Genomic DNA, 26386 nt, shown 5'->3' with positions numbered 1-26386 from the left:
CAATTCCTGCCGTCCCGGGTGAAGTGATCATTTGGGGTGAGCGTTTCGGAACCTTCGGCTCCGCAAATGACACCGCAATGGAGAGACGCGCACTTCTGCTGTGAACCAACTGTGCGTCGGCTGTGGCCCGGAAACGCGAACCGGGCAGCGACGGGAGCCCGGAGGGCGCCGGCTCCGTCAGCCGGTCGGGCCGTCGTCCGGCTCCGTGACCTCGGTGAGTGCGCCGTCGTCCGGCAGAGCGGTGCCCCGGTAGCCGATGGGGCCTTCACCTCGGCGCTGGTAGTAGCCGATGAAATCGCCTTCCCGCTCGCGCAGGGCCACCGAGCCGGAGTTGCCCCGCTGGTCACGCCATGTCAGGCGCTCGGCCGGCGTACCGCCGTCGTCGAGCAGCAGGCGCAGCACGTCGGGTGAGCCGTGCCAATCGCCGCCCCACTCCTCCTCCGTGCTGAAACTCAGCACGCGCGCCCCTTCCGTACCGCCGGGGTAGATCCACCGGTCGTGCCGGTGCCCACGCAGCTCGGAGAGCGTTCCGGAGACGTCCCGATGCCATCCGGTGAATGCGGAGAGGTCCGCCCGGAAGCAGATCCCTCCCTCCGAACCGTCCGCTCCACGCCAACTGAGATGTTCCAGGGAGGAGTTCTCACCGCGGTCGATATGGACGAGCAGGCGGTTCCCCGGCTTCCAGTCCTCCTGATCGAGCACGCGCCGCCTCGTGTCGAAGGCGACGACGGACTCACGTCCCGTCAGTGCGGCCAAGGCCCTCTCCGACTGGCCCCGCGACTGGACAGGGTCCAGGGTGATTCCGTAGAGCCAGAGCATCGTCCGTGAACGCTCGGAGGCGCGCAGGACCAGCGTGTTGCCGCCGGGGCGCAGCAGATGGCCCGGTACCGCGAACGAAACGGGGGTCGGCAGGGCGCCACCGCCGGGAACGGTAAGGGCCTCCGCCAGGGGGACGCCACCGAGCAGTACATCCATCGGCGCGTACCCGACCGAGCGTCCTGCCTTGGACACCAGAGCGGTCACGGTGAGGGTGGCCTGCTGGATGTGCTCCGGCCGCTCCACGACGAAGCGCATCTCGACGGACCCTCCGGCCCCGATCGCCAGATGCGAGCGGGCGTCGCGGCAGCCCTGCTGGGACACCTCCGCATTGCCCGTCCGGACCGGGCCGTCGCCGAAGTCCGCGAAGGTGGGCCGCATGGGCGCTCCAGGCTGTTTCTCCCCCGACCGCCGTGATGGTGACATCGCGAGCGCCGACGCCTCCGGCACGGGCGCCGGCTCCGTCGGCATCAACCGGATCCCGAGGGTCCAGGCGCGCATCGTGGTCGGCCCCCAGCTCCCGTGCTCCTTGCCGGCCGCGTGCACCCCCGGCGTCCTCCCGTCCACGGCCGGCTCCAGACGCCACAGCAGCGAGCCCGGCTCGACCTGTACGACTTCGGCGCCGATCCCCGTCAGGACGTGTCCCTGCCCGGGGAACACGGACGCGACATCCGGATTGGGCATCGGGCCACGCCTGTACTCGACACGGTCCGTCAGCCGGTCGACCGTACGGAGCAGATCGTCCACCACGAAGGAGGACCGCAGACAGACGGCGAACGCGTCGATGGTGCAGGCGTGACTCTCCAGATGGTCCTTGGACCGCGCCGTCCAGGTATCACCGCTTCGCGGGAACGAGGCGGTCGCCAGATTGCCGGGACCCGGCTCGTCCGTGCCGTCGTTCCAGTTCACCCGGAAGCCCCCGCCGATCAGCGTGTACCCCTCGGGAGCGGATGCGGACGCATGCGGATGCGGCTCCCGGTCGCCGCGCGCACGGCCGATGAAGAGCAGCTCCCGCGCCAGCCGTTCCCGGCTCACCCCGGCGATCTTCATGCCGATCGCGAACCCCGTCAGGCGATGCGGCTGCGGCATGCCGTGGTCCTTGGACGACACCAGCCACGCCGTACCGTCCGCGCTGGGATACGACGCCGTCAGCAGCGCACCGTAAGGAGTGTCCACCGCGGTCGCCCCGCCGCCGATCACCACCATGTCGGGGTCGACCTCGATCCGAAGGTCCGTGAAGTGTGCCTGGTCATGCTCGGCCCGGTACCGGAACACGGCGGTGGTGATCGCCCCTGACGAATCCGTGCGGCGGAACAGCTCCTCCGTCATGGCCCTCCCCGTTCCCGAACCGCGCCCGTCCGGATACTCCCGTCCCGCCGGGTCGAGCAGGAACTCCACCTCGTCCCGTATCCGTTCCAGCGCGGCACGGGTCTCTCCGTCGCAAGCGGGCTCCGCGGCGTCCTGGAGAGGCTCCGCCTCCGCCTTCCGCCCGGTCCCCGACGGCTCCGCACCCGCCTTGCCCCGCGCGGCCGGCTCATCGGCTCGCAGGAGCACTTCGGGGGAAGGGTCCGTCAGATCCGCGAACAGCTCATCGGCGCAGTCGCCCGTGTCATCCTCGACAAGCGTGGGGTCCTTGAATCGGGGGGCCTGCCAGGAATCCTCCCCGGCGAGCCGCCACATCACGACCGACAGCAGCGGCAACTCCATGTCGCCATCCGTCCAGTCACACACGTGACTCCTGCCCATACACGGCTTCAGGACATCCGGGATCCGCGCCAGGATCCCCGGCCACTCCTCGTTCCAGTCGTTACCGGTGAAGTAACTCGCGTCCGTATCGTTCCCGTAGATGAGAACGCCCGCGTCGGAGAAATGCACATCGAACTGCCGCTCCCGCGTATACAACGTCATCACGCGGCAGGCGTGATCCTCCGTCAATCCGAAGAAGTATCCCTCTTCCAAGGGACGCCCGTGGATCTCGTCGACCACCGCCAGAACACGACAGCGGTCAAGAAGAGCGGGAACATCCGGCATCACTTTGACTACATCGAAAACACTCATGCGCACCACTCAAACACACGCCACTGACAATGCCCTCGGTGCTTTGGATCTGTCCATGACAGTGGGGCTCCGCCGGAACCTTCCTTTTGCGGTGATGAGTGGTGATCAGGACAGGCCGAGTTCCGCCGGTGGCCGGTCAATTGGCATATGCTTCTCGCCGCCGAGGGGATGCGGCACGGAAACGCTCACCACGCATGAGCGCTTACTCTGTCCCGGAGTTCCCGGTTCCCTGTGAACGATCTGAACGCGTGGCCGCGCCACTTCCGTGGTATTTCCGGTCCGGCGCGTGCTCCGCCCCTGTTCCGGCCGGCCGGGCGCGCGGGAATCCCGGCTCCGGGACCATGGCGGACCACCTGTGAGGCACCTGGTGGATGTTGTTTCGGAGATGCCCTCATGCCACGCTTCGAGCGGCACGCGACGCACAGGGCGATACGGCTTTCCGTGACGCGAAGTGCCGTGGCCGGGGCCGTCTGCGTCGGGCGGTACCTCGCTCCACACCGCCGCCCACGAAAGAGGGACCCTTGTCTCAGTGGCTCGCTTCCAGGATGCCAAGGCGCCGGTCGGTCGTCGATGGCGGGAATCCGGTGTCCGACCTCGGCCTCAGACTCTGGGAAGACGAACTCGGTCCCGTCATGGCCTACGCGCGGATGTGTACGCGCGGCCGTGCCGCCGCGGCCGAACTCGCCGCCCAGGCCGTCGAATGCGGTCGCGCGACAACACTGCCGCAGTCCGTCTCATGGGCCGACGAACTGCCCAGCGTTCCCCGTGCCCTGCGGTGGGTTCTCGACACCGCGATCGTGTGGAGCACAACGGAGGCGCGGCGCGGGCACCTCGCGCCCGCGCTGCTGCGGTGGCTGGAGGACAGCGGTGCCCAAGAGGGGCGGCAGCGGCTCGCTTTCGACGAGAATTCCCTCGCTCTGCGCGCTCTGAGAGGACTCGCTCCCGCCGACGGGGAGTTGTTCTGGTGGAGCCGGGTGGAGGCCGTGCCCGTGCCGGAACTGGCGCGGCGGCTCGGACGTTCGCCGCAGGACATGTCGGCGGAGGCCGACCGTGTGGTGGCGGAGTTCCGGGAGCGGTGCTGGAGCACGCACCGGCTCGAACTCGCGGACCCGACCTGCCGCTCGTACGCCGGCATGCTGGACGCCATGGCCCGGGAGAGCGCCCCTTCGCCCCCCTCGGACCTGCCGGAGCACCTCGGCTCCTGCGCGAGGTGCGCCGAAGCCCTCATGTGTCTGAGTGTGAAGAACGCGTCCCTTCCCATGGCGCTGGCCGAGGCCGCCCTGCGGTGGCGTGGCCCGGCCTATGTCGCACGGAGACGGAAGCATCTGACCGTGGCTCCGGCCGCCGAGGCCGCAGTCGCGGACAGGGCCCGCCCGCCGCACTCTTCCGGGGGCCGTGGTCGCAGGATACGCACCAGGCACAGGCGGTCCGGCCCGGTGGGAATTCTCAGCGGCGTCGTGCTGATACTGGTGGCGGCCTACGCGCTGCGCGACGATCCGACGGCCGAGGTCGGGCCGCCGTCCAGTGCGGCCCCGCCCCGGCAGGAGGGGCCGGCCCCGCTGCCGACCGCCGGGCTACCGGAGGACAAGCACAGCACCTCCCCCTCGGCGAGCGCGTCGCAGCGGCCGTCCGGGTCCCCGGGCAGCAGCGGCTCGCCGTCGTCCGCCGGACACGAGCAGAAGAAGCCACCGGTCAGCAAGTCCCGTGCGTCGGACGGCGGATCCGGCTGCACCATGCGCTTCGCGGCGCGGAACAGCTGGCCGGACGGAGTGCAGGCGGATCTGCTGTTCCAGCCGGGCCGGGCCGTGCCCGAGGGCTGGGAGGCGAGCTTCGACCTCGCACCCGGCGCACGCGTCGACCGGCTGTGGCACGGCAGTTACACCACCGAGGGCCGTCGGGTGTCGGTGAAGGCGGTCGACTACAACCGGACGTTCTCCGAAGGCGCGACCGTGACCGTCGGCATGGTGCTGAGCGGTTACCCGAAGGGCGCGTGGATCTCGGACGTCCGGGTGAACGGACAGACGTGCCGGCCGTCGGCATGACAACACCGTGACGGCGGTCCGTCCGCAGCCTCCTTCCCGGTTGTGGGTCCTTGCTTGCGGGTGCCGCGGACTCAGTGGGTGCCGGACTTGGTGGGTTCAGCGGATTCGGTGGGTTCGGTGGGTTCGGTGGGTTTCACGGGCTCCGCGGGCTCCGCGGGCTCCGCGGGCTCCCGGTCCGGAGCCGAGAACGTCGCGTCTCGGCTCCGGACCGGGCGAGGGGCCCTCTGCGCAGGGGCCGATGTCTCAGCCGGTGTTCATCGAGAGCTCCTCGATCTTGACCGCGTCGATGGTGTCGCTCGCCGGCGGGGACGGAGGCACCGTGAACGGCTTCCCGAAGTCGGACAGGAACAGCGTCATCTTCGGCTTCCCCGACTCCGCCTTCACCGCATAGGGCGGGCCCTCGGTGGCGACGTACACGGTTGACTTACCGTCCTTCTTCGAATCCATGTGCACGGGCACCACCTTCGTGCCCTCAACAGTGGTCACGGCCCCCTTGGTGAGCACCGCTCCCTCTCCGGAGAACATCGCGGAGCTCTTCGGCCCCCCGACCTCGCAGTACCCGGAAGCGATCATCAGCGCGATGGACTTGTCCGTGGTGCCGTGCATGTACTTCCCCTTGGCATCGGGGAACTTGGCGAGGATGGCCTTGGTGGCAGGGTCGTTCCAGTACGCGTCCTCCGGCTTGAGCCAGACCTTGTCGCCCTTCCGGATGAGGTGGTTGGTGAAGCCCTCATTGGTGAACGTACCGGCGCAGTTGCCCGCCTTGTCCACCGTCAGGTCGACGGAACCCGGTACCGAGACGCGCACCGTTCTGGCCGACGTGTTCGCCTTCGCGCTCTTCGCCAGGATGTCCCCGGGAGCGAGCTTTTCCACTCCCGAGGGAGTTCTGCGGTCGGCGGAGGAGGATCCTGTGTCCCCCTGGCCCGAACCCTGACCGTTCTTCTCCTTCGCGGCGCTCCCGCTCCCGCTCTTGCCGCCGGACTTCCCGCCGTCGTCGCCCTCGCCGCACCCGGTGACGCCCAGTACGGCGACGGCGGCTATCGCGGCGGTCAGTACGCGGTGTTTCCTTGTCATCACTCTGACTCCTTCATGGATGTGAGGTTCTTCGAGAGCGGAGGCCGACAGCGACCGGCCTCCGCGTGCGCCTTGGCGGCGGTCCGCGCCGCCCCAAGGTCTGTGCGCGAGGTGTCCGGGGCCGTTGACCACAAGCCCGGTACGGCACGTACCGGGCCGGGTTGACGGTCCCGCGAAGAGCGCACTGGAACACGGGCGTTCGCTCACAAGATCGAACGTCTGTGCTGTTCCACATCACACCACACACGTCTGACAACCCCGGGCCTCCGTCGTGGTACCCCGCACCTCCGTCTGCGGCCGACCGGCGTGGAGACGGCCACCGGAGCCGCCGGAATCGAGACCCCTTCCGGCCGCCGGACATGGGGGATCGGCCCCGGGGCAGCGGCCTCGGACGGGTGCCGGGCCGTGGTGCCCGGGCGCGACCGGCTCCGTGATCCGCTCGACGCACACTGCTCAGCCTGCCTGCGCGTTGTGCACAGCCTTCGGTGCGTTGCCGGAGAGAACGCGGCCCCCGAAGTGCCCTGGCAGATGGCCCGGTGCGATCCCACCGGACAGTCACCACGCGGTACGACGGCGCCGGTCCGTGTGCTGTACCCCAGGTGACCTGGGAGAGCAATGCCGCCGGGAGCAACGGGCGTTGCCCCGCGCGGACGGTGGTGGAGCGACCCGCAGGTGTGGCACCGTTGAGGTGCTTGGACCGCTTCCCCCCGTGGCGGTCCAAGCCTCCCCCCACAGCAGACGTGACGGTCCGAGCGCGCTCCCTGGCATACCCGGCACAGGACGATGTGCTGTGGAGGAGCGGCAACGCGCTGTCCCGTGCCCACTCCGCACACGGACCGCGCTCGCCCCGGGCGATCCGGGCGGCCCGGACCTCACCAGTTCCGGCCGGGTGCCCTGACGCGCGGAAAGTGGCGGGGCCCTCGACGAACGCCGACACTCCCAGGAGACTCGACGTGCCGCACCCCGGGCGCCATCTGCCCCTCTCTCCCGACCCGTCATCGGCTTCAGCAGGCCCCTCCCGTCGGAGCGCGGTGGGGTTGAGCGACCGCGAGTTGATACGGGTAACCCTCCGCGCGTCCGCCGGGGCGGAAGCCGCCGCCCGGGAGCTGTCCGACCGTCACCGTGCCGCGGCGTCGGCCTACGCGGAACGGTGCACCACCACCGCGACCGGCGCGGCTCTGCTGCTCACCACCGCGGAGTTGACGGCGGCGCGGACCTACCTCGTCGACGGTGGTTCCACCGCCTGGCGGCCCTATCTGCTCAACACACTCGTGCGCACCGCCGCCGAGTGGGCCACGGGGGACAAGCGGCACCATCTCGCCCCCGGTCTGTCCTCCTGGCTGGCCGAGTCCGACGGCGCGGCCGCGGCTCCGGTCCGCCGGGACGACACCACCGGCTCCGTCCTGCTCGTCCAGGCGTTCCAGCAGCTACCGGAACGCCTCCAAGTCGTTCTCTGGCACAGGCTCGTGGACCAGGAGGACATCGAGCGGGTCACACGGTGTATCGGCACCAGCCAGGACTCGGTCCGTACGTGGGCGGACACAGTGGAGGACAAGTTCCTCACGCTGTACGGCCGGTTGTACGAGGAGACCGCGGCGGCGCAGTGTCGTCCTTTCAGCCGTCTGGTGCTCACGACGGCCCGGATCGGTTTCCCCCGGACGCTCGGCAACGGCGGCGCGGGCGGACTCAAAGGGCACTTGGCCATGTGCGGGAACTGCCGCCTGGTGTTCCGTAATCTGTCGTGGCTGCACGGGCACGAGTGGGGGCCGCTGCTGGCGGAGAGCCTGCTGATCTGGGGCGGGGGCGACTACTGCGCGGGCCGGGCGGCGGCCCGTGCGGGGGAGCCGCCCGCCGGAGCGAGGGCCGTGGGCGCCGCCCTGACGTCGCCCCTCCGGCCGTGGGCGCTTCGGACCCGGTCCGGCCGGGCCCTCCTCTCGGCCGCCGTCGTCGGGGTCGTGGTCGGTGTGTTGTTCCTTCTCCCCGGAGACTCCGGCCAGGCGCCCAGGGATCCCGCGGCCACACTGAAGGACTCCCATGACAGCGTCCACCAGTGGAGCGGAAGTACCAACTCCCCGAAGGAGAAAGGGCCGTCCCCCTCGGTGTCACCTTCCGCGTCGGCGTCGTCGGAACCGTCGTCGTCGACGTCACCGGCCGGCTCGCCCTCCTTCTCGAAGAACCCTCCGGCGCCCGGGCCCGGGAAGCGCGCGGGCGCCCGGCTGCGCTGGGACTTCCAGAACGCCGGTGAACGTCCCGTGGACACCTCGGCGGCCGGACGCCAGGGCAGCTACCACGGGCGGGTGGAGTGGAGTGACGACAGGAACGGCTCGGTCTGGTTCAACGGCGAAAGCTATGTCGAGACCTCGCGTGCCGTGGTCGACACCACCCGCAGTTTCACCGTCTCGGCATGGGCGCGGCTGACGTCCAGCGGTGAGTTCTACACCGTCGCCGCACAGGACGGCGGCGCCATCAGCGGGTTCTTCCTCCAGTACGCCCAGGACGACAACCGCTGGCGGCTCGCCATGGGACGGTCCGACTCCGCGGAGGCGGGGGAGGACGAGGCCGAGTCGGCCGGCCCACCGGCGATGAACACCTGGCAGCACCTCACGGGGGTGTTCGACGCGGAGAAGCGGCAGATCCGGCTGTACGTCGACGGCCGGCTCCAGAGCACCGCCGCGCACCGTTCCACCTGGAGCGCCAACGGGTCCTTCACCGTCGGACGCGGCCTGTGGGAAGGGGACAAGTCCGACCTGTACGAGGGATACGTGGACGATGTCCGCGCCTACCAGCGGGCCATGAGCGCGTCGGAGATCGCGGCCCTGGCCTCCGCCGGCCCCGCTGGCACAGCCTGACCCGGTTCCAGGACTCGGTGCCCGGCCGTGGGCGGCCGGGCACCGAGCTGGCGTACGCATCCGGCGTACGCGTTGCCCGGGCCTGGCGCGACAGAAAGGCCCGGGACGTTGAGGTGGGCAATCAGGCCTTTGTCGGCAGCCGTGCCGGGCGAGCGGTCTGCTGTTCTTGCCCGTCGTGAGGTTGTGGGGTTCGGCTGCGCAGGACTCTGTTGACGTGTGCGGTGTCGAGGGCTTTCTCCCAGCGGGCAACCACGAGGGTGGCGACGCCATTTCCGGCGAGGTTGGTCAGAGCACGGCATTCGGACATGAACTTGTCGATGCCGAAGATGAGCATGATCCCGGCGGCGGGGACGGTCCCGACAGTGGAAAGGGTCGCGGCGAGTGCGATGAAACCGGCTCCGGTGATACCACCCGATCCCTTCGAAGTGAGAATCATGACGGCAAGCAGGCCGAGTTGCTGTCCGAGGCTCAAGGGGGTGTCGGTGGCCTGGGCGATGTATACGGCGGCGAGGGAGAGGTAGATGGAGCTTCCGTCGAGGTTGAAGGAGTAGCCGGTGGGGACAGTGAGGCCGACGATGTCGCGGCGGATGCCGAGTCCTTCGAGTTTGGCCATCAGCCGGGGTAGGGCGCTCTCTGAGGATGAAGTGCCCAGAACGAGGAGAAACTCCTCGCGCAGGTAGCCGAGCAGGCTGAAGATGTTGATCCTGAGCGCGGCGGTGACCGTGCCGAGGACGACGATCACGAAGAACGCGGACGTGCCGTAGAAGAGCCCGATGAGCTCGCCGAGGCTGGTGAGGGTGGAGACTCCGTATGTGCCGATGGTGTAGGCCATGGCACCGAAGGCCCCCGCGGGAGCGGCCAGCATGATGTAGTGCAGGATCTTGAAGACTACGGCGCTGAGGCGGTGGATACCCTCGACGAGGGGTTCGCCGATGGGGCCGACGGCTTTGAGGGCGATACCGAAGAGCACCGAGAAGAAGATGACCTGAAGGATGTTGCCTTCGGCGAAGGCGCCGACAGCGCTGCTGGGTACGAGGTCTGTCAGGAAGTGCCACCAGTCCTGCCCTTGGCCGTCTTTGACGTACTGGCCGGCGTCTCCTTCCAGACGGAGGGCGCCGGGGTCGGCGTGAACGCCCGCGCCGGGCTGGAAGACGTTGACGGCGACAAGGCCGATGGTCAGGGCGACCAGGGTGCCTGCCTGGAAGTAGAGCAGGGATTTCAGGCCGACGCGGCCGACACGGCCGAGACTGTCGACGCTGCCGATGCCGGCCACGATGGTCAGGAAGACGATCGGGGTGATCAACATCTTGATGGCGGCCACGAAGGTGGTGCCGACCGGTTCCAGGGCGGTACCGGCAGAGGGCCACAGCCAGCCGGTGAGGATGCCGGTGACGATGGCGGTGAGTACCCAGAAATACAGCTGCCGGTACCAGGGCTTCTTCGTTGCTTCGGCCTCGGGTGAGGTGGGCGTTGCGGGTGCTGCCATGACGTTTCTCCTCGTTGAGGAACGGGTGGAGCAACCGGGACGCGGGTCGGCCCTCGGCGAGAGGGACAACCGGTGGGGACGCGCGGCTCGGAGGAACACGGCCGGAGGCGGCCTGTGCCGGTGTGAGGTGGCATCGTCCATGCCACCCCGACAGCTTTGATCACGTGCACAGCGGCTGCTCGAACGTCCCTTACGGGCAGCCTGCTCGTCACGTAGGAGCTGACGGCCGGAGAATCAGAGGACTTCGAGGAGCTTGTCGGTGAATTCGGCCGTGGTGGCGGTGCCGCCCAGGTCACGGGTCCGCACGTCGGTCTTGGCCAGAACAGCGGCGATCGCGCCGGTAATGTCCTTGGCGGCGCCCGGATGGCCGAGATGGTCGAGCATCATGGCCGCCGACCAGATCGCGCCCAGCGGGTTGGCGATGCCCTGTCCGGCGATGTCGGGGGCCGATCCGTGCACCGGCTCGAACATCGAGGGGTACTCACGCCCGGGGTTGAGGTTGGCCGCGGGGGCAATACCAATGGATCCGGCCACCGCGGCGGCGAGGTCGCTGAGGATGTCACCGAAGAGATTGGAGGCGACCACGACGTCGAACCGGGCGGGATGGAGGACGAACTTCGCCGCGAGCGCGTCGATGTGCTCCTGGTCCCAGCTGACTTGCGGGAACGTGGCGGCGTGTTCGGCGACCAGCTCGTCCCAGAAAGGCATGGTGTGCACGATGCCGTTCGACTTCGTCGCGGAGGTCAGCCTGCCCTGGCGCCGGGAAGCCAGCTTGAAGGCGTAGTCCAGCACGCGTATGACGCCAGCCCGCGTGAACACGGCTTCCTGCACTGCGATCTCGTCCGGGAAGCCGCTGTTGAGCCGACCGCCGACCTGGCTGTACTCACCCTCCACGTTCTCGCGGACCACCACGAAGTCGACCTCGCCGGGCCGCGCGTGCCGCAGAGGGCTGTCAATTCCTTCGAAGACGCGGATGGGCCTGAGATTGACGTACTGCCTGAAGCTGCGCCGGATCGGGATCAGCAGCCCCCACAGTGAGACGTGGTCAGGCACCCCTGGGTAGCCCACCGCGCCCAGCAGGATGGCGTCCTTGTCGCGGAGCTGGTCGATGCCGTCCTCGGGCATCATCGCGCCCTCGCGCAGGTACCGCTCACACGACCAGTCGTCGTAGGAGGTGTAGGACAGGCTGAAGCCGTGCCGGCGGCTGAGGACATCGAGTACCTGTTGCGCTGGCGGCAGCACCTCGGCGCCAATGCCGTCACCAGGGATGAGAGCGATGCGGTGGTTCGTCATGGCGTCGATTCCAGCAAGGCGCGGCGGGACTCGTCCAAGACGCATTACGGATCTGCGTTATAAGCGTTGCCTATCAGCTACCGGCTTGATGGGACGGCCGCCGCCCAGAACGCGGCCGCCGCCGGGGACAGGACGCCGCGGCGGCTGATCAGCGAGACGTGCAGGGCGGTCGCGGGTTCGATGTCCAGAACCACGGCCCCCGCCTGCCGGGCGATCTCCCGCCAGGACTCCGTCACGACCGCCAGCCCGACTCCGGCCAGCACCAGAGGCAGCAAGGCTACGCGGTGCTCGGTCTCGACAGCCACGGCGAAGTCGATGCCCTGTGCACGCAGGGAGTCGACGTAAGCCCGCATCCCGGTGCCGGGCTGCCCTACGATCAGCCGCTGACCAGCCAACTCCTCACATCCCACAACCCGGCGGCCGGCGAAGGGTCCCTCGGGCGCGGCAACCAGCACAAATCGCTGCACGCCCAGTACATGGGCGCGGACCTCCCTGTCGGGCGCGGCACTGGCCGACGCCAGCAGGCCCAACTCGACAGCTCCGGTCCGCACCGCATCGATGACGTCGCGGGCCGTGAAGACCGCCTTGACCGCCACCGCCACGCCGGGATACCGCTCTGTGAACGAACGGATCAACGACGTGAGAGGTTCGACGGCCTGCGACGGCATCGACGCGACGTCCAGGCGCCCTTCCCGCAACTCGTGCACCGCAGCGACGCTGGCCCGGGCGACCTCCAGACTCCGCACAGCCTTACGGGCCGGTTCGATCAACGCCCTGCCCGCCTCCGTCAGCACCGCCCGACGCCCGACACGATGGAACAGCTCCGTACCCAGATCACGCTCCAGCACACGAACAGCCTGCGACAACGACGGCTGCGACACGTACAGAGCCGAGGCTGCCCGGTTGAACCCCTCGTGGTCGACGACCGCCAAGAAGTACTCCAACTGCCGGATGTCCACAGTTCTCCTCACCTCCTGAGAGCGACCTGCCAGGCCGCGACCGCGGGCGCAGCCTCTCACGCAGATGCCTCCGCAGCACGTACCAGGGGCTTTCGTCTGACCAGAGGGGAGTGTCCGCGATGTGGAGCACGGCCAGGTAGAAGATTGCGCACTCCGAGTGCGGGTCGGCGTGGTAATCCACGGCCTCGGTCATCTTCCGGCGGATTCCCGCGGTACCGCCGCTTGGTCTGGGATCTCGGTGTGAAGCCGCTGATCGCCCGCCGGGGCATCGAGCAGTTCTTACTCCTCCAGGGCCCGGCGCCGCGTCGTGGAAGTGCGCGCGCATTATGAGCACTTGGTGGCTTCCCGTGCCCGCATTCAGACACCCGTGGTGGACCGGTCGACCACGGAGGTGAAGTGCTCGTGCAAATGAGCGAATGATCTCGTTACACTCCGCCCATGTATGTCACCCCCCACGGCAGGACGCGGAACGCGCTGGGCAACCGGCCTATATTCATTGAGCGTTCAGGTAAACGCAGGAAGATACTGCGGCTCATGGCGATCGCCCTCGGCGGTGTCTGCGGGGCGTACCTGATATTCGTCGCGATCGTGATCGCCGGGCTCTGGCTGCCGGCCGGGCAGCACACCCCCACCACCGGCGTCACACTTCCCGCCACTCCGGTACACCACGAGACCCAGCGGAGCCCGCGCGCCGACGAAGAGGGCCACCAACGGGGTGGCCGGCAGGGCAGCCAACAGGACCGACCGCCGTCGCAGCTACCGGATGGCACCTTCTCCCCTCGTCCGGCCGAGTCCACTCGCGGATGAGCCCCCGGCACGCACTGCGCCGTCCCCCACGCGGGCACTGGGTGCTGTTGTCGCTCATCCTCACCGTCATCGCCGTCACCCTCCTCTTCGAAGGCTGGACCACACACGAAGTCGACTCCGCGCGCGCCAAACAGCCCTGCGCCGTCCCCATCCCGCGCGACGCGGACACCGGGCAGCCTGTTCTGAGTTTCACCGGCGCCGGTGTCGAGACGGCCGCCATGCCCCCGCGTACGGTGGCCCTCACCTTCGACGGGGGGCCCGACCCGGTCTGGACACCCCGCCTTCTCGACCTGCTGGCGGTCCACGGCGCGAAAGCCACGTTCTTCGTCTACGGCAAGCAGGCGGCACGCCATCCGGGGCTCGTCAGACGTATCCAGGACGAGGGACACGAGATCGGCTCCTACACCTACACCGGCGGCGACCTGGGAGCGGCCTCCCGTCCGCGCGCCCGGATGGAACTGGGCCTGACCCAGACGGTGCTGGCCGGTGTCACCGGTGTGCACACCCGGCTGCTGCGGCTGCCGCACACCACGACGGCGGACACCCTGTGCGGCGCCGAGTGGCCGGCCGCACGGCGCGCGGCCGGTCAGGGCTACCTCATCGTCGCCTCGGACCGCGAGGGCCGGAAGCCCGGCGACGGTGTGGTGCGTCAGTTCAGCCACACCGGTCTCGGTTTCCGCGAGGCACGTTCGCTGCTGCGCGATCCCCGGGCCGAGCGGTTCACGACCGTCTCGGCCGGCCTCGGGCAGCCCGGGGCCACCAGCCGGGCCCCGCTCGCCGAGCGGCTGAAGGGCATCGGCCTCCTGCACGCTCAGAAGCTGGGGCGGGCTCTTCCCGGGGCGATGGCCTGGGCGCTGGTCGTGGCCGGCGTACTCGGCCTGCTGCGGCTGGTGATGCTCGTCCGGTTCGCGCGGATCCACGCGCGCGGACACGGCGGACGGCGGGCCGGCGGCGCGAAGGTGTACGGGGTGACCCGGCCCGTCACGGTGCTGGTGCCCGCGCACAACGAGGAGGCGGGCATCGTCGCCACCGTGCACTCACTGCTCGCCTCCACCTGCCGGGACCTTCAGATCGTCGTCGTCGACGACGGCTCCACGGACGGGACGGCGGCCGCTGTCGCCCGTCTCACCGACCCCCGGGTGACACTGGTGCGCCAGCACAACACCGGCAAACCGGGCGCCCTCAACACCGGTCTCATGGAGGCGCGGCACGCCATCGTGGTGATGGTCGACGCGGACACCGTGCTGGAGCCCGACGCCATCCACCATCTCGTCCAGCCGATGGCCGACCCATCGATCGGAGCGGTCAGCGGCAACACGAAGGTGGGTAACCGCCGTCATCTGCTGGGCAAGTGGCAGCACTTGGAGTACGTACTCGGCTTCAATCTGGACCGGCGCATGTTCGAGGTGCTGGAGTGCATGCCCACGGTCCCGGGTGCCATCGGTGCCTTCCGCAGGGAAGCACTGCTGGGCATCGGAGGCGTCAGCGACGAGACCCTCGCCGAGGACACCGATCTGACGATGGCCCTGTGGCGGGGCGGCTGGCGGGTCGTGTACGAGGAATCGGCCGTCGCGTGGACCGAAGTGCCGGACACTCTGGGGCAGTTGTGGCGACAGCGGTACCGCTGGTGCTACGGCACGCTTCAGTCGATGTGGAAGCACCGGCACGCCGTGCGCGAGTCCGGCACGGCGGGCCGGTTCGGGCGACGGGGGCTGAGCTATCTGGCGCTCTTCCAGGTCGCGCTGCCGCTGTTCGCGCCCGTGGTGGACGTCTTCGCGCTGTACGCCGTCTGCTTCCGCGACCCGGTCGAAGCGATCGCCGTCTGGCTCGGCTTCCTCGGCGTACAACTGGCCACGGCGGGCTACGCGCTGTGGCTGGACGGTGAGCGGCTGCGCGCCCTGTGGTCGCTGCCGCTCCAGCTCTTCGTCTACCGGCAGTTGCTGTACCTGGTCGTCCTCCACTCGGTGATGACGGCGCTGCTCGGTACCCGGCTCACGTGGCACCGCATGCACCGCACCGGGACCGCCGACCCCTACCGGTTCGTCGGACCGGCCGTGAACGATCGCGGCCCGGGGCTCCACAGTCCGAAGGGAGAGCCGCGATGATGACCGATCCGCTCGGTACGGGCGACGCGAGCCCACCGGGCCCGGCGGCGACGGCGCGGCGTGCGGCGTACGGCTGGCGCGGAACCACGCCCCGGCGGCGCGGCGGGAGGCGCGCCAGGCCGCGCCGCGGGCGCCGCATGGTACGGATCGTGGTCGCGCTGCTGACCACCCTGGCGCTGGCCGTGTGTGGTACGTACGCCTGGGCGGAGGCGGAGCTGAACCGGGGTGTGGACCTCAACGCGTACGGTGACGGCCCGACGGCGGGGAAGGGCACCAACTACCTGATCGTCGGCTCCGACAGCCGCGACGGGCTCTCGGACGCCGATGTGCGTGATCTGCGCGCGGGCGGCGGGGGAGGCCGCCGGACGGACTCGATCATCGTGCTGCACACCGGGGCCGGCGGCACGGTGATGGTCAGCCTGCCGCGCGACTCCTGGGTGACGATCCCGGGGTTCCACGATCCGGCGACCGGTAAGGACGTCCCGCCCGCCAAGGACAAGCTGAAGGCCGCTTTCGCCTACGGCGGACCGGAGTTGCTGGCCCACACCGTGGAGTACAACACCGGTCTGCGCATGGACCACTACGCGGAGATCGGTTTCGCCGGCTTCGTGAAGGCCGTCGACGCCATCGGCGGTGTGCGTTTCTGCCTCGACCGGGACATCAAGGACGAGAAGTCCGGGGCGGATCTCCGTCGGGGCTGCCGGACACTGCACGGCCGGGAGGCGCTCGCCTTCGTCCGCCAGCGTCATCAGGAGGCCGAGGGCGACCTGGGGCGTTCGGCGAACCAGCAGCGGTTCCTCTCGGCGCTGGCGCGGGAGGCCGCCACGTCGAGGACCCTGCTGGACCCCACCCAGCTGTATCCGTTGCTGGACGCGGGCCTGGACGCGCTGGTCGTGGACCGGGAGATGGATCTGCGGCAACTGGCCCGGATGTTCCGCTCGTTGCAGGGCTCCGGCGGGAAGGCCAGACGGGTTGTCATGCCGGTGGACGCGGTGGGGCTGCCCACCTCCAAGGGCAACGTCATCCGCTGGGACACCGCGCGTGCCGCGCTGCTGCTCCGGCAGCTCCGGGAGGACCGGCCGGTGACGGATGCCGGCGGCCGGACCGCTCACCGCCGATGAGCGTTTCGGAGCAAGGCGCTACCGGCCGGTAGTAAGAAGGTCGCCGGGGCTTCATGATGAGACGCGAGCATGACAACTCGTTCGTCCGGTCACCATGCACGAGCCGTTGGCAGCTTCACCCCCCCACGTTCAGGAGAGCCCCGATGCATGCACGCACCCCCTTCTCGCGCGCCGCTGCGGCACTCGCCGCCACCTTCGTCCTCGTCGCGGTGCCCGTCACTTCGGCCACCGCCGCGGAGACGGCCGCGGCCCCCACCACCTCGGCCGACGCCTCCGTCAAGGGCGTCGACTACACCGTCTGGCAGCGGGACGTCGCCGCCGTCGTCGCCCAGGCACGCCCCTGGATCGAGGCCCGCAGCGCGAACGCCGGCACCCAGAAGCAGGCGATCGTCCTCGACATCGACAACACCGCGCTGGAGACGTACTTCCACGATCTCTGGGAACTTCCCACCCCCGCCGTCGCGGCCGTCCGGGAGCTGGCCCGCTATGCCGACTCCCGCGGCGTCGCCGTCTTCTTCGTCACGGCCCGTCCCGGCATCATCCACTCACTCACGGAGTGGAATCTGAAGGAAGCCGGCTACCCCGTCGACGGGCTCTACGTACGCGACCTGCCCGACCTCTTCGACGAGGTCAGCGCCTACAAGACGGCGAAGCGGGCCGAGATCGAGGCGAAGGGCTATACGATCACCGCCAACATCGGCAACAACACCACCGACATCGTCGGCGGTCACGCCGAACGTGCCTTCAAGCTCCCGGACTACAACGGCCGGCTCGCCTAGGGTCCTGAGCCCGGAATCCGCCGAGGAAGGTCCATGACGCGGGTCCGGGTCCCGGGAGGCGACCGGGGCCCGCGTCGCTCACATCCGGCGGGACTGCATCAGGTCGCGGAGTTGCCGCCTGCCCTTGATGTCGTTCTTCGCGTAGATGTTTCCGAGGTGGTATTCCACCGTCTTGACACTGAGGTACAGCTGCGCGGCGATCTCACGGTTCGTCCAGCCGCGGGCGACCAGGTCGGCGATGTCCCGTTCCCGGTCCGACAGGGTGTCGCCGAAGCCCGCGCCGGCCGCCGACGGTGCCGTCGAGACGTCGAGTCCGTCCAGCAGGGTGCGGCAGCGCAGCTGGAACGGCTCGGCTCCCAGCCGGGCGAACACCCTCTCGGCCGCGCTCAGGTGCCGGCGGGCCCCTTCGGTGTCTCCGGCCGCCAGCAGCACGGTGCCCAGGTCCTCCTCCGTGAGGGCCTTGTGCACCACGGGGTCTCCTCCTTCCGGAACCACGGCCAGTCCGGCCCTGTAGGCATCCGCCGCGGCCTCAAGGTCTCCTTCGGCGGCGGCGATGGCGCCCCTGAGCCACTGGACCACGACCGGGGCGAGCGCGCCGTGGGGTTCCGCCGCCTCCAGGCCCCGCAGGACCGACCGTGCCCGGCCGGTGTCGCCCGTACGGGCGTACGCCACCCCGAGGAGGGGCATGTGCCGGAGCGCGTACAGACGTGAACGGCTCTCGTTGACGGGCAGCTCCACCGCGGAACCGATGTACGCGACCACCGCCTCGTGATCACCCGCGGCGAAGTCCACCGTCGCCTGGGTGGTCGCGAGATGGAAGTCCGGCCCCGCGAAATCCGCCGAGGCCTCCAGTGCCACCACCTCCCGCAGCGCGGCCCTGGCCTCGTCGAACCGGCCGCTGAAGGCGTGCAGGACGGCGCTGAAGGAGCGGAGGGCGAAGAAGTCGGACGGGCGCCCCGAGGTGTGCGCGATGTCGAGGGCGACGGAGAGGTTGCGGCGCGCCTGGTGCCAGTCGCCCAGCGCGAAGTGACACCAGATGCTGTGGGTCAGCGCCGACACACTGCTGATCCTGGACACCCCCAGGTTGCGTCGCCGCGCCGCCGCCGTGAGATCGGTGACCGCACCGGTCAGGTCGCCCGACAGGCCGCGGAACACCCCGCGGTAGATGAGGGCGTCGGTGCGGGTGGCCGGTACGCGCGAGGGCACCTTCGGGAGATGACCGACATGCCGCAGCCCCCGGGCGGGGCCGCCGATGAGCGCGTGTCCGTACGCGAGGTTGGCCTGGGCCAGACCCCGTACGGCCTCGTCCGAGGCGTATCGCAGCGCGTACTCCGATGTGCTCAGCGACTGCTGTCCCAGTCCCAGGGAGCCTTCCGCGACACCGAGTTCGGACGCGACGCAGGCCGCCTCGGACATGCCTCCGCGTGCGGCGGAGGCGTCGAGGGCGCGGCGCAGGTGCGAGCGGGCAGAGGAATCCTGGCCCTTCGCGAGGCTGAGCAGGCCCAGGGCCTCGTCCCGCTGCGGCCCCGTGGAGGACCGGAGCACCGCCCCCTCGTGGCGCAGCGCCGTACGGTGCTGACCCCCGGTGACCTGGAGCCGCACGGCCGAGACCAGATCGTCCCGCCGGCGCTCGCTGTCCGGGTCGACCTCGGACGAGGCCAGCAGGTACTCGGCGGCGAGTGCCGCGCGCCCGGCCCGCGTCTCCCGCAGTGCCGCGTCGCGCAACTCCGCCGCCAGGGAGGCGTCGTAGGTCTCCGTCGCCGCCACCTGATGGCGCCAGCGGGCCGGCGGCTCCAGCGACGCGGCGGCCCGGAGATGCATACGGTTGCGCTCCGGCCTGGCGATGGCCGCGTACAGCGCGTCCCGCTGCCCGATGTGCACCAGCCGCAGCGTCGGTACACCGTCCGGTACCCACACCGCGGCGTGCTGTTCCACCAGGACCTCGGCGTCGGCACCGACGCTGTCCGAGCAGAGCAGCTGGCCGAGCAGCGGAACGCTGGCCGGAGTGTCGAGGACGGCGAGCATGTTGAGGATCGCCAGGCCCGCCGGAGGGAGGGAACGGGACCACGCGCCGACTGCTTCGCTCAGGGACGAGGGCACCAGGATGGTCGCCGGATCCTCGGGCAGGTTACCGCCGAAGGCCCCGAGAGCGGCCTCCAGGAACAGCGGATTGCCATGGCTCCACACGGCGAGTGCGCCCAGTCTCTCGCCGGAGTGCGGCCGGGCGGTCCGGTCCTCGACGAATTCCCGCGTCTCGGACGAGGTGAATCCCGTGAGCTTGACGCGGTCGGATTCCGCTACCAGATCCGTCATGCCCATGTCCCGCACGGTCCTGGTGGCGTGCTGGGTGCAGATGACGGTCAGAACACGGTCCGCGCCTTGGCGCAGCAGGGCGAAACCGATCGCCTGCAAGGACTCGGGATCGGTCCGGTGGGCGTCGTCCAGCACGAAGAGCACCGGACCGGTCTCCTGCGACGAGCCGAGCAGATCGATGACCGCTCCGCCCATGCTGAGCACCGAAGGCTGGGTCCGGGAGGGATCGTACCGCCGCCGCGCCGAGTTCCCCGCTCCGGCGTCGGCGAGGAGTCCGGTGACCGTGTAGAAGGGGAGATCGGTTTTCGGCGGAACGTCCCGTGCTCTGACGACCGTGAGTTCTCCGCCGGCCTCTTCCGTGAAGCGGTCGACGAGCGCCGTCTTGCCCATACCCGCGGCTCCCGAGAGGATGACGACCCGGGGATTCTCCCGGGCGGCGTCCCGGGCCGCCGCCCGCAGGATTCTCAACTCATCGGCGCGCCCGATGAACCGGCGGCCGGGAGACTCTTTCATGCGCACCCTCTCGACGCCGAGGCTCAAACAGCCCGGCAGTGCGTCGCAGTCTACTGATCTCGGTGTGCCACTCGCGGAGGCGGAACCGGTGTCCTGCGCGATCACGCCCGGTCCACCTCCCGCGTCCGCACACACTGCCCCGGGACCGGAATGGTCACACACGGCAACGCCGAGGGCCTCGCCGTCGAGGCCCTCGGCGCCTGTCCGGCGGCGTCGCGGCGGGGAGGCCGTGGGGACGCCGCCGGACGGTCAGCGGGTGGTGAGGATGAGCTGGCTGGAGCCGTCGGGCAGGCCGGTGATGCCGACCTGGTCACCGGCGAACGCCGCGGCGCCCCTGATGCCGCCTACGCGCTGGAACGGGGTCCATTCGCCGTTCGAGAGGCGTATGGCGTGGTAGGCATCGCCGTCGCGTCCGACGGCGGCCACCTGGACGGAGCCGTCGGACATCCCGGTGAGGGAGACCGCGGAGGCCCCCATCGCACCCCCCGACACCCCGGCCGGAAGACCCCAGTCCGACCAGCCACCGTCGGCGCGGTGGGTGGTGTGCCAGACGTTGCCGTCGTTGCCGATCGCCGCGATCTGGCTGTCGCCGTTGGGCAGGGCCGTGATCGACAGGGACGATCCCTGGAAGTCCGGCGCGTTGACGCCCGCGACGGTCTGCCAGGAGCTCCAACTACGGTCGGCGGCACGGGTGCCCAGACGCATCTTGCCGTCGCCGCCGAAGACGAGCACCTGGGCGGAGCCGTCGGGCATGAGGGCCGCGGCGGCCCTGGTCGCCTTCAGCAGACCTCCGTCGGGGCCGGGCATGGGGGCCCAGCCCTGCCAGTTGCCGTCGGCGTAACGGATGTTGTGGTAGGCGTACCCGTCCTTGCCCACGCCCACCACCTGGGCGTCGCCGTTGGGCGCGGTCGTGATGGCGATGTCCTTGGCGGCGAAGCCGGTCGTCTTGTTGTCGGCGGCCAGAAGGGCGTTCCAGCCCTGCCAACTGCCGTTCGCCCGGCGGATGTTGTGCCAGATATTGCCGTCCACGCCGACGCCGAGCACCTGAATGCCGCCGTCATGCGTCGCGCTCACGGCCTGCCGGTCCCCGACGTAGCGGAACGCCTTGCCGGCTCCGCTCAGTGCGCTTGGCCCGGTCCACGTACCGTCGGCGTTGCGCGTGGAGTTGTAGAACGTGTGCGAGGTGATCCGCTGCGGAAGGTTCTTGGAGATGATCTCCCGCTGGAGCTCCCCGGAGGCCACCCCGTTGCGGTTCTGGTTCACATCGTCGGTCATGACGATGTTCATGTTGTCGGTGACGTTGGTGTTGTTCCAGGACGTGCGCAGTTTCGCCAGCACTTGCCTGTTCAGCTCGTTTTCCATGCTGAGCAGGAAGTTCTCGGCCTTCCAGGACGACACGAGTTTGAGCTTGTCCAGGATCTGGACGACCGCGGCGTTGGGTATGGAGTTGGAGGGGTCGATGATGGCCTGCTGGACGAAGAGCTTCTTCTCGCTCCCCGGCTCCGGCGTCTTGCCCAGCACATCGTCGCCGCGCTTGAGCACCACGTCGTACGTCTTCTGCTCCAGGTTCGGGTCCAGTGCGGCCAGGGCGATGTCCTCCCACTTGCTGCTGACACCGACGTAACTGCCCCGGTAGTCCTGTACGTCCGGCTGCCGCCAGGCCCACGGGTACGTGTTGCTGTCCGTGTCGTCGACGACGACCACGTGCTTGCCCGCGGCCATGAAGTCGTTGTACGTCGACGTGGGCTTGAGTGATCCGTCCGCGATCGCCGGGTTGTCCAGCCGGTCGCCGCCCACCATGCCGCCCAGCTCGGCGATGGCCGCGCGGCTGTCCTCCTTGAGGGTCGCGGCGGGGCCGGTGGTCTTCACCCGGAGGATGACGATCTCCTTGGGGTGCCGGTTGATCCAGTCGGCGAGCTCGCGTGCCTCTCCCGGGATGATCCCCCCTTGGTTCCCGTTGAACGAGTCGAAGAACTGCCGCCCCAGCGGACCGCCGTGGTAGCTGTACCACCTGTCGCCCTGCTTGCACAGGCGCAGGTCCAGGTAGCGGGATCCGGCTTCGAGCTGCTCCACGAGCGAACCGCTCTGTGTGCGCGACAGGCTGGAGGCCAGTTCCGGCCACTTCCGCGCGGTGTCGACCGTGTCACCGGCATCGCACATGCCGCTGTTCTTCGTGATGCCCGCGCTGCCGGCGTCATGGCTGCCCGGCATCACGATCTGATTCAGGGGCCGGTCGCCGATGGCGCTGCCCAGCTGGGACATCCACGAGCCCAGCTCGATGTTCTCCGGAGCGGACGCGACCCGCGCCGAAAGGGCGGCGGAGTCCTGCCCGGCCGTGGCGGTCCCCGCGGCCGAGGTACCGGCCGTCAGCGCCCCGAGAGCGACCGATAACGCCCCCAGCGTCATCCCTCGCCGCGCCACTCTGCCAGCTGAGTTCATGGCCGTTTCCTTACTCTTCTGAGGTGTAGGAAGTGGACCTGGGCCGACTCGTTCACACCGACGGATGAGGGTGTGGGAGCGCTCCCAAGCTCGGCCAGATCATGAAATAAATGAAAAGACCGTGTCAACTGGGGTGACCATACGGTGAAGTTGCCCGGGAGGTGTCATCGGCTCGGCTCTCGGCGCCGGTTCCGGCGGCCGCCGTCATAACGCCGCACGTGGGAGGCCGGGCCAACTGCCGGTATGGGGCCCGAGCAAGACTCCCGGCCGCCCCGAACTGCTCATATCCCGTGAGTGTTGTGCGTCTCTCCGGGCATCGTGTGTTCCTCTCCCGGGCATCCGCCGCCATGTCGGAGGCGTCTTGATCCTGTTCACAAGCGAGCCGCCCGTAATAAAAGACAGGAACCGGACATAGTGCGACGTCGGTCCTGGCATTCACAACAACTCCCGTGCGTGCGCCGGTAGTTGTTGAAGCCCGTCCCGCGATGACCGCAAGATGGCGAGTGTCCGGTGGGGGCGTGGGTCACGCCGGGCCGAGCATCCATGTCGCGGGCCGGAACGACCCGGTCGGGCGGTCATTTCACGAGAGGATTCGCGGCGAATGGGCAACAGAAAACGTCGTACCAAGCTGGCGGTCATCACGGGCGCCGGCGTTCTGGGAGTGGTCTGCGCGGTGTCCGTCACCGTGGGCTCGGCGGGCGCCGCGCCCGACGAGAACGGGAATCACTGCACCTCCAACGTCGGCAACGGGGAGAAGAAGTGCTTCAGCACCCTTGAAGAGGCCCAGCAGTACGCCAACGTGAGGATCAAGGGCAACCCCGGCGGGGCGCAGACCCGTGTCGAGAAGCCCACCGACGTGGTGATCGGCACCCTCTTCGAGCACTGGCGCTACGGCGGTGACTCGATCACCCTGTGGGGCAGTCGCCCCTGCACCTCCGAGCGCAAGACCTCCTTCTACTTCAATCTTCCGGAGGAGTGGAAGGGCCGGGTCTCCTCGGTTCAGGGCTGGGCCGAGTGTGAGGTCACCCTGTACACGCGGTCCTACCTGGAGGGCGTGTCCTCGCCCCGCTTCAAGGACCTGACACCGGTGATCGACGGGACCTGGAACGACCTCGCCGAGTCCATCGAGTTCAGGTGACGGTGAAGTCCATGTCCGAGATATCGCGTTCGAAGACCAACCGTCGCTCCGGGAGCTCGCCGAGAATGTCACGCAACCGTGCCCGCTGGGCGGGTGTGCTCGCGGTGCTGGTCGCCGGGGGCAGTCTGGTGACCGTTCCTTCGGCGCAGGCCGACGACACCCGGCCGTCCGATGCCGAGCTGCTGGCGAAGTGCGACAACGGCACCAAGAAGTGTGTCTTCCACCCCAGTGGTCCACCGGTCAAGTTCGCCGGCTCGGCGCGCAAAGTGGGCGACGAGGACTACAACTGCACCTCTCTGACGCAGCGTTCGGGCATCTCGTGGTCGGACACGGTGGAGGAGTCCAACAGTGTCGGCCTGTCCATGACCGTCGGTCTCGGGTGGGAAGGGGTTTTCAGCACCAGCATCACCACGTCGTTCGAGACGTCCTGGCGGAAGGCGAAGACCGAGAGCGCCACCACGTTCATCGATGTGCGTCCCGGTCAGGTCGGCTGGGTGACGCGTACCCCCGACATGCAGAAGGTGAAGGGGACCTACGAGCTGATCTTCAAGGACCGGTTCCACGGAAAGCGTTACTGGTACGTCCCCTTCGAGGCCGACGGACCGCTGGACACCAGCAGCATGGCTCAGAGGACCAGGCCCATGACGGAAGACGAGAAGGCGAACCACTGCTGAGGACACGTGCCATGACGGCCCGTAGAAGGAGATCCTGAACCATGTCGCATTCGCGAAACCGTGCCCGCTGGGCCGGTGTCCTGGCACTGCTGGTCGCCGGGGGCAGTCTGCTGACCGTCCCGTCGGCACAGGCCGCCGACACCCGGCCGTCCGATGCCGAGCTGCTGGCGAAGTGCAACAACGGCACCAAGAAGTGTGTCTTCCACCCGTCCGGCGACCTGTCCATCGTGCCGGGGGAGGACCACCAGGTCGGTGACCTCGCCTACAACTGCACGGAGGACCCCCAGACCTCCGCGCGGGCGTGGGAGGACACCACGGGTGAGTCCAACACCGCCGGCGTGTCCTTCCGCCAGGAGCTGGAGAACAAGTTCCCCTTCGGTCCGGTCTTCAAGCTGGCCTTCGAGCAGTCCTACAAGCGGACCTGGGCCTCGTCGCACACGGAGAGCCAGACGACGTTCATCAATGTTCCACCGGGGTATGTCGGCTGGGTGACCCGGGCTCCGAAGGTTCAGAAGGTCAAGGGGACTTACGAGTTGATCTTCAAGGACCGGTTCGAAGGGAAGCGTTACTGGTACGTCCCCTTCGAAGCCACGGGTCCGGCCACGGACGAACCCAGCGTCAAGACGCAGCGGGAGAGGCCGATGACGGTGGAAGAGCGCGGCATGTACTGCTCGTAGAGCCCGCGGTCCGTGCACTCCGCGGGCCGGCTGGGAAGGCAGTGGGAATCCCTCGCATGACACCGGTGGCCGGAGCCCTCACCAATGCGCCGGCACCGGTTTCTGCGCTCTCCGCCCCGGCGCACCGGGCGCCCGTGGGTACTCGGCCGCCTTGGCGAGAGCGGAAAGCACCTGGTTCAGACAGGGCGGTGTGGTCAGTGTGCTCCAGACCGCCGAGAACTGGCCCGCCGGTGCGTCCTCCAGTTCGAGCGGCACCAGGCCCTGCGGCGCGTGCGCCGTATACGACAGGGGCTGGAGCATCACCGCTTCGGTCGTGGTGAGGCGGACATGCGCGATGCTGAGCCAGGTCTCCGTCACGGCCGGGGCCGGTACCGCCGTGGAGGCGAGCCGGTGGACCGCGCGCCAGTGCCCGGGATGGCTGGAGCGCGGCCAGCTGAGCCACTCGTAACCGGCCAGCTCCGCGCCGGCCACCCGCCCACGGGCGGCCAGCGGATGCTGTGGCCCGACCACGGCGCACCACGGTTCGCGCCCCACCTCCTGGCTGGCGATCCGGCTTCCGCTGAAGGTGAGTTCCAGCCCCACGCCCAGATGCACACGCCCCTCGGCGACGGCGGACCGGAGACCGAGTTCCGTGTGCTGTTCGCTGCGGAGCTGGAGCTCCGGGGCGACGCGGTTCAACAGGCCCGCGGCACGGGGAAGCAGCCGGTGCCCGGCGGACGCGGTGTGACCGACGACGAGGATCGACCCATGGTGGGCGGACACCTCCCGCGCGTCGATGATCGCTTCTTCCATGGCCTGAAGGACCGGCCGCATGCGCTCCTGGAGCAGCTTGCCGGCTCGGGTGAGGTGGACATTGCGTGTGGTCCGCCGGAACAGCTGTACGTTCAGGCAGGTTTCGAGCGACCGCACCTGGGACGACACCGCCTGTTGCGTGAGATAGAGCCGTGCGCCGGCCCGGGTGAAACTCAGTTCTTGTGCGACGGCCATGAAGGTCTTGAGGAGCCGTATGTCGATGAGTTCGTCGTCCGGACCAGCGCCGGCCATGTGTTCCCCTTCCGGGAGTCCGGTCGGACAGGACCAGTATGAGGTCGGCGGTTCTCCCGTGGCGTCGCCCGGCCGGAACCGCTCACTCACCGTGTGTGGTTGCCTCGGACCAGTCGCCCCGTCACAACGCTCATGTGGCCTGAGCATTTCATCGGCACTCCGCCGAGCCGGACGCGGCACGGCACACCGAGTGACCGGG

The 26386-nt window shown here is 69.2% G+C and carries 17 protein-coding genes; 9 read left to right on the top strand and 8 right to left on the bottom strand.

Features of this window, described 5'->3' with window-relative positions; genetic code table 11:
• Positions 1 to 177 precede the first annotated feature (177 nt).
• Complete coding sequence (locus ACFRKB_RS09810) at positions 178 to 2724, bottom strand: hypothetical protein (RefSeq protein ID WP_383105116.1); 2547 nt, start codon at positions 2722 to 2724, stop codon at positions 178 to 180.
• Between the two features lie 734 nt (positions 2725 to 3458).
• On the opposite strand from ACFRKB_RS09810, the gene ACFRKB_RS09805 reads away from it, so the two are divergent.
• Entirely contained in the window at positions 3459 to 4916 is a 1458-nt protein-coding gene (locus ACFRKB_RS09805; RefSeq protein ID WP_383104758.1) for a cellulose binding domain-containing protein, read from the top strand.
• A 243-nt stretch (positions 4917 to 5159) separates the two neighbouring features.
• On the opposite strand, the gene ACFRKB_RS09800 is transcribed toward ACFRKB_RS09805, so the two are convergent.
• On the bottom strand, positions 5160 to 5990 hold the full coding sequence (locus ACFRKB_RS09800; protein WP_383104756.1) for a hypothetical protein: 831 nt from the start codon (positions 5988 to 5990) through the stop codon (positions 5160 to 5162).
• Between the two features lie 1037 nt (positions 5991 to 7027).
• On the opposite strand from ACFRKB_RS09800, the gene ACFRKB_RS09795 reads away from it, so the two are divergent.
• Entirely contained in the window at positions 7028 to 8839 is a 1812-nt protein-coding gene (locus tag ACFRKB_RS09795) for a LamG domain-containing protein (protein ID WP_383104755.1), read from the top strand.
• Positions 8840 to 8960: 121 nt separating this feature from the next.
• Here the strand turns inward: ACFRKB_RS09795 and dctA are convergent, their stop codons facing one another.
• From dctA to ACFRKB_RS09780, 3 genes are all read right to left on the bottom strand, one after another.
• Positions 8961 to 10325, bottom strand: a complete 1365-nt coding sequence (gene dctA / locus ACFRKB_RS09790; protein WP_383104753.1) for a C4-dicarboxylate transporter DctA — start codon at positions 10323 to 10325, stop codon at positions 8961 to 8963.
• 234 nt (positions 10326 to 10559) lie between these two features.
• On the bottom strand, positions 10560 to 11618 hold the full coding sequence (locus ACFRKB_RS09785) for a tartrate dehydrogenase (RefSeq protein ID WP_383104751.1): 1059 nt from the start codon (positions 11616 to 11618) through the stop codon (positions 10560 to 10562).
• A gap of 77 nt (positions 11619 to 11695) precedes the next feature.
• Positions 11696 to 12577: a LysR family transcriptional regulator gene (locus ACFRKB_RS09780; RefSeq protein ID WP_383104749.1), complete on the bottom strand. Its 882-nt coding sequence runs from the start codon at positions 12575 to 12577 to the stop codon at positions 11696 to 11698.
• Positions 12578 to 13015: 438 nt separating this feature from the next.
• Between ACFRKB_RS09780 and ACFRKB_RS09775 the strand changes: the two genes are divergently transcribed.
• The 4 genes from ACFRKB_RS09775 to ACFRKB_RS09760 all read left to right on the top strand — a co-directional run bounded on the left by ACFRKB_RS09775 (position 13016) and on the right by ACFRKB_RS09760 (position 17389).
• On the top strand, positions 13016 to 13384 hold the full coding sequence (locus tag ACFRKB_RS09775) for a hypothetical protein (RefSeq protein WP_383104747.1): 369 nt from the start codon (positions 13016 to 13018) through the stop codon (positions 13382 to 13384).
• Complete coding sequence (locus ACFRKB_RS09770) at positions 13381 to 15489, top strand: bifunctional polysaccharide deacetylase/glycosyltransferase family 2 protein (RefSeq protein ID WP_383104746.1); 2109 nt, start codon at positions 13381 to 13383, stop codon at positions 15487 to 15489. The genes ACFRKB_RS09775 and ACFRKB_RS09770 overlap by 4 nt, the downstream gene beginning before the upstream one ends.
• Positions 15486 to 16610: an LCP family protein gene (locus tag ACFRKB_RS09765; RefSeq protein ID WP_383104744.1), complete on the top strand. Its 1125-nt coding sequence runs from the start codon at positions 15486 to 15488 to the stop codon at positions 16608 to 16610. Before ACFRKB_RS09770 ends, ACFRKB_RS09765 begins: the two co-directional genes overlap by 4 nt.
• A 143-nt stretch (positions 16611 to 16753) precedes the next feature.
• Positions 16754 to 17389 (top strand): HAD family acid phosphatase, encoded by a 636-nt coding sequence (locus ACFRKB_RS09760; RefSeq protein WP_383104742.1) that lies wholly within the window; start codon positions 16754 to 16756, stop codon positions 17387 to 17389.
• Between the two features lie 78 nt (positions 17390 to 17467).
• Here ACFRKB_RS09760 and ACFRKB_RS09755 read toward each other — a convergent pair whose 3' ends face one another.
• Positions 17468 to 20215, bottom strand: coding sequence for a helix-turn-helix transcriptional regulator (locus ACFRKB_RS09755; RefSeq protein WP_383104740.1), 2748 nt, complete (start codon positions 20213 to 20215; stop codon positions 17468 to 17470).
• A gap of 249 nt (positions 20216 to 20464) precedes the next feature.
• Positions 20465 to 22654, bottom strand: a complete 2190-nt coding sequence (locus ACFRKB_RS09750; RefSeq protein ID WP_383104738.1) for a hypothetical protein — start codon at positions 22652 to 22654, stop codon at positions 20465 to 20467.
• A gap of 601 nt (positions 22655 to 23255) precedes the next feature.
• Here ACFRKB_RS09750 and ACFRKB_RS09745 point away from each other — a divergent pair.
• The 3 genes from ACFRKB_RS09745 (at position 23256) to ACFRKB_RS09735 (ending at position 25143) form a co-directional block, all read left to right on the top strand.
• A complete protein-coding gene (locus ACFRKB_RS09745) occupies positions 23256 to 23792 on the top strand; it encodes a hypothetical protein (protein WP_383104736.1) in 537 nt (178 codons plus the stop codon).
• 65 nt (positions 23793 to 23857) lie between these two features.
• Positions 23858 to 24466, top strand: coding sequence for a hypothetical protein (locus ACFRKB_RS09740; RefSeq protein ID WP_383104734.1), 609 nt, complete (start codon positions 23858 to 23860; stop codon positions 24464 to 24466).
• Positions 24467 to 24507: 41 nt separating this feature from the next.
• Complete coding sequence (locus ACFRKB_RS09735; protein ID WP_383104732.1) at positions 24508 to 25143, top strand: hypothetical protein; 636 nt, start codon at positions 24508 to 24510, stop codon at positions 25141 to 25143.
• A gap of 78 nt (positions 25144 to 25221) precedes the next feature.
• On the opposite strand, the gene ACFRKB_RS09730 is transcribed toward ACFRKB_RS09735, so the two are convergent.
• Positions 25222 to 26187: a LysR family transcriptional regulator gene (locus ACFRKB_RS09730; RefSeq protein ID WP_383104731.1), complete on the bottom strand. Its 966-nt coding sequence runs from the start codon at positions 26185 to 26187 to the stop codon at positions 25222 to 25224.
• Positions 26188 to 26386: the final 199 nt, after the last annotated feature.

The sequence above is a fragment of the Streptomyces scopuliridis genome (genome assembly GCF_042790125.1).
Classification (GTDB): domain Bacteria; phylum Actinomycetota; class Actinomycetes; order Streptomycetales; family Streptomycetaceae; genus Streptomyces; species Streptomyces scopuliridis_A.
The sequence above is the reverse complement of the archived record's forward strand: the minus strand, read 5'-3'. Positions and strand labels throughout refer to the sequence as shown.

Coding starts and splice junctions, on each gene's coding strand:
- ACFRKB_RS09810 (WP_383105116.1), bottom strand. CDS start 2,724: ATGACGTTGTATACGCGGGAGCGGCAGTTCGATGTGCATTTCTCCGAC.
- ACFRKB_RS09800 (WP_383104756.1), bottom strand. CDS start 5,990: ATGACAAGGAAACACCGCGTACTGACCGCCGCGATAGCCGCCGTCGCC.
- dctA (WP_383104753.1), bottom strand. CDS start 10,325: ATGGCAGCACCCGCAACGCCCACCTCACCCGAGGCCGAAGCAACGAAG.
- ACFRKB_RS09785 (WP_383104751.1), bottom strand. CDS start 11,618: ATGACGAACCACCGCATCGCTCTCATCCCTGGTGACGGCATTGGCGCC.
- ACFRKB_RS09775 (WP_383104747.1), top strand. CDS start 13,016: ATGTATGTCACCCCCCACGGCAGGACGCGGAACGCGCTGGGCAACCGG.
- ACFRKB_RS09770 (WP_383104746.1), top strand. CDS start 13,381: ATGAGCCCCCGGCACGCACTGCGCCGTCCCCCACGCGGGCACTGGGTG.
- ACFRKB_RS09765 (WP_383104744.1), top strand. CDS start 15,486: ATGATGACCGATCCGCTCGGTACGGGCGACGCGAGCCCACCGGGCCCG.
- ACFRKB_RS09760 (WP_383104742.1), top strand. CDS start 16,754: ATGCATGCACGCACCCCCTTCTCGCGCGCCGCTGCGGCACTCGCCGCC.
- ACFRKB_RS09755 (WP_383104740.1), bottom strand. CDS start 20,215: ATGAAAGAGTCTCCCGGCCGCCGGTTCATCGGGCGCGCCGATGAGTTG.
- ACFRKB_RS09750 (WP_383104738.1), bottom strand. CDS start 22,654: ATGAACTCAGCTGGCAGAGTGGCGCGGCGAGGGATGACGCTGGGGGCG.
- ACFRKB_RS09745 (WP_383104736.1), top strand. CDS start 23,256: ATGGGCAACAGAAAACGTCGTACCAAGCTGGCGGTCATCACGGGCGCC.
- ACFRKB_RS09740 (WP_383104734.1), top strand. CDS start 23,858: ATGTCACGCAACCGTGCCCGCTGGGCGGGTGTGCTCGCGGTGCTGGTC.
- ACFRKB_RS09735 (WP_383104732.1), top strand. CDS start 24,508: ATGTCGCATTCGCGAAACCGTGCCCGCTGGGCCGGTGTCCTGGCACTG.
- ACFRKB_RS09730 (WP_383104731.1), bottom strand. CDS start 26,187: ATGGCCGGCGCTGGTCCGGACGACGAACTCATCGACATACGGCTCCTC.